The following is a 3248-nucleotide window of genomic DNA, read 5'->3' on the forward strand; positions in this document are numbered from 1 at the left end:
TAACCCTTATATAGAAAGGCATTTAGCGATTTTTGTCAATTGTTTTTGATCTAGAGCGAACTAATCAATTAAGTCTCTTACCAGATAAGGATTTAGTCGATTTATGCCCCCCTATCGAACCATACCAAGTAACGAAGAACCCGATTATCATTGTGATTAGAGTAGGACCAGCTGTATGCCTTTTCCGATTTCCCAGGGATTATTTCAATTTGATTTAATCGATCACTTCGCTGTTTTAGGAGTGTCGATCGATGCCGAACATGAGGAGATTCGCGAGCGTTACTTAAAAATTGCCTATAAACTTCACCCCGATACCTGTCGCCTTTACACCCCCGCCGAAAGGGAACAGGCTAATCAGTTACTCGCCAAATTAGTTAACCCAGCCTACGAACATCTAGGCCGTGACCTATCTCGGGAAGAATTCCGGCTTATTTTAGCACAAATGGGCAAGGCAATGGCGAGAGATGCGGGTAAAATCACCATCAGTAGCGAACCGGCTAGAAAACTAGCCCAATCTAGCGCTAACTATGAATTAGCCTATCAAAAAATCCTGCAATCCTTGGCGATCAATCAATATACCGCCCTAGAAAATACCTATCAGAAAATCGCCCAACTCAGTGAACTCAATCTGGTTTATCTGATGTTAACCGAAGGTCAGGGCAACAAGAAAACCACCCGGAAAGTCTTTATCTCCCAAGGCAATCCTAACCAGTCCGAGTTAGTCGGGGCTACTTTCATCACGGCAGCCGAGGCTAAAGCCAAAGAATCGCCCCTAGAAGCCTATATTCGCCGCGCCCAAGCCTCTCTTGACCAAAATAACCCCGCCCAAGCTTTGCGAGAATTGCGCGATGCCCTGCGGCAAGAACCAGATAATGGCATCTGTCACGCCCTGCTCGGTTTAGCCTACCTGCAACAAAATCAACTCTCCATGGCCCGGGTTCATATCAATCGCGCCTGGCAAGTCAGCCCCAAAGATGCGACGGTGATTAGGTGCAAACGGGAACTAGATAAAGTAGTTAATCCTAATGTTGAAATGGAAGACCAGAAGGGACAAAAAAAGGAAGGGGATCGCAAGGGCGGTTTTTGGTCTCTATTTGGTGATAAAAAGAATAACCAGATCAAACCATAACGGTATAAGTATGATACCAAATTCTCATTTTAACCCGCGTGTTACCCAATGCGGGTTACAGGAGAAAAGAAACGATCAGCCCGAGACTCAAGCTCAAAATAGACAGACAAAACAGATCTACCCTGATCAGTAATAGTTAGGGTTTGCGGCAAAAAGTTTTTCGTGGGGGCAGGGTGTGGGGTGTGGGATCTAGGGTTTTACCCATTTTCAGGGGGTCAATTACCTAATTTTCGGGGAAAAAGTGCCTAAATTTCCCCCCTGATCACTCCAAGGGCTGGCACTTTTTGATTTCAAAAAAGCCTAAAGATATTATCCAACGAGGTTTTTAGATTTATTCAGCAGACCCTATATAGAGAATGGTCAAGCCCCTGTCTTTTCGCTGTTTACTGTTTGCTGTTTACTTTTTTCTTTTCTCTTGGGATAAGATTGTGATCGATCGAGTTTAGGGAATTTTTATGACCACGGAAAGTTTAGCGACTTCAGAAGCAATAGAGTCAATGACCGATGAATTTCTGGCTAGTACGAGCAGTCACCAAGAAATGATTGAAATGGTTATTTCTACTCTGCAGCAGAATGATACTGCTATGGTACAACATACAGACAAAGGTTATCTTTGGAAGTTTCAGTATGGTAGCGTTGAGGTATTTGTACAGTTAACTGGGGAAAGCGATGATGATTTTCTAACGGTGTGGTCTTCTGTCCTCAAATTACCCGTTAAGGATGAATTGGGATTAACCCGCAAGTTATTAGCGATGAATTGTGCCGAAACCTTTGAATCTCATTTTGCCATTATGAATGATCAGGTGGTGGTGATTTCTCAGCGCACTGTGGCCGATTTGTCTGCTGGGGAGATTTCGCGGGCAATTACTCTCGTGGCGACGGTGGCAGATAATAATGATGAAATGTTACGAGAATCCTTTGGTGGCAGCTAAAATTTGGCGTTATATCCCTCCAATTATCTCATCGGCAGAGCTACAAATGGCGATCGATTCTTGGTTACTAGAGCAACACCGTTGTGGTCATCATCCCCCGACTCTGCGTTTTTATCAATGGTCGCCCCCGGCTATTTCCTTGGGCTATCATCAACGGCAATATCCCGATTTTTGGCGTAATTTGACTTGGCAAGGTCAAAAAATCTCCCTAGTTCGTCGTCCTACCGGTGGACGGGCCGTACTACATCAGGGGGATTTGACTTATATGGTGGTAAATTCGGGGATGAAGGGTAATGTTGGGGAAGTTTACCGTCAAATCTGTCAATTTTTGATCACAGGCTGGCAAAATCTCGGTCTGGAATTGTCCTACGGTGCTGCAGGCCGGGGATATATCCATTCTGCTAACTGTTTCGGTACAGCCACCGATGCGGATTTAGTCGATAATTGGGGGAATAAATTTATTGGTAGCGCCCAACTGCAACAGGGTTCCTCTGTTCTCCAACATGGTTCGATGGTGCTAGAGCAAGATAATTCGCTGTTTGAGCAAGTTTTCGCCGGTGCTGCCCCTCAAAAGCTGAATTTAGACCCAGATTTGACCCTAGAAACCCTTATCGCTACCCTGAAAACCGCCGCCGAGGATTGCTTTGATTGTCAATTGCTAGAACAACCCCTCGAAGATTGGGAATGGCGATCAATTAAAAAAATAAATATAAATACTCATTGACAAAAAAGTTTTTGTGTGCATAAAAAATCAATTATGAGTCAAGTTGTATAGATTTGTAATTTTTTGCTAATAATGAGTAAAGGTAGATAGAAACCGCAAGGAACCAAAATCTTACCAAACTCGAAATTATTGTCTAGCTTGTGCTAGTTTAAGAAACGTTAATCTTTTACAGTTTGTGAGGATTAACAGGCGATCGCAGCTAGGTTAGTCAAGCTAATCCAGTCAATTGAGCGCCCCATCTTATAAGACAATGGGAGTAATCCCAGACTCAAAAAAGTTAAGAAATCTTGCCCTTGATTTCAGTTAAGCAAGAGGAAAAATACCCATGACCATTGCTGTCGGACGCGCCCCAGAAAGAGGGCTGTTTGATGCTCTCGATGACTGGCTCAAAAGAGACCGTTTCGTCTTCATCGGTTGGTCTGGTTTACTACTCTTCCCCTGCGCCTTCATGGCCCTAGGTGGA

General features: G+C 44.0%; 4 protein-coding genes and 1 pseudogene. All 5 read left to right on the plus strand.

Going from position 1 to position 3248, the window contains the following annotated elements; translation table 11 throughout:
• Nucleotides 1–32: 32 nt before the first annotated feature.
• Nucleotides 33–218 carry a hypothetical protein gene (locus tag O9300_RS18725; RefSeq protein ID WP_409829434.1) on the plus strand — a complete coding sequence of 62 codons (186 nt, stop codon included), beginning with the start codon at nt 33–35 and terminating at the stop codon, nt 216–218.
• The gene (locus tag O9300_RS18730; RefSeq protein ID WP_190719258.1) at nt 176–1129 is read left to right on the plus strand and encodes a J domain-containing protein; all 954 of its coding nucleotides are present in this window, start codon (nt 176–178) and stop codon (nt 1127–1129) included. The genes O9300_RS18725 and O9300_RS18730 overlap by 43 nt, the downstream gene beginning before the upstream one ends.
• A 455-nt stretch (nt 1130–1584) precedes the next feature.
• The gene (locus O9300_RS18735; RefSeq protein WP_190719255.1) at nt 1585–2061 is read left to right on the plus strand and encodes a YbjN domain-containing protein; all 477 of its coding nucleotides are present in this window, start codon (nt 1585–1587) and stop codon (nt 2059–2061) included.
• Nucleotides 2024–2785: a lipoate--protein ligase family protein gene (locus tag O9300_RS18740; protein ID WP_287973320.1), complete on the plus strand. Its 762-nt coding sequence runs from the start codon at nt 2024–2026 to the stop codon at nt 2783–2785. The genes O9300_RS18735 and O9300_RS18740 overlap by 38 nt, the downstream gene beginning before the upstream one ends.
• Before the next feature lie 325 nt (nt 2786–3110).
• Nucleotides 3111–3248: pseudogene (locus O9300_RS18745) on the plus strand (photosystem II D2 protein (photosystem q(a) protein)); the annotation flags it as partial.

The organism is Microcystis sp. LE19-195.1E (assembly GCF_027532095.1).
GTDB lineage: Bacteria > Cyanobacteriota > Cyanobacteriia > Cyanobacteriales > Microcystaceae > Microcystis > Microcystis aeruginosa.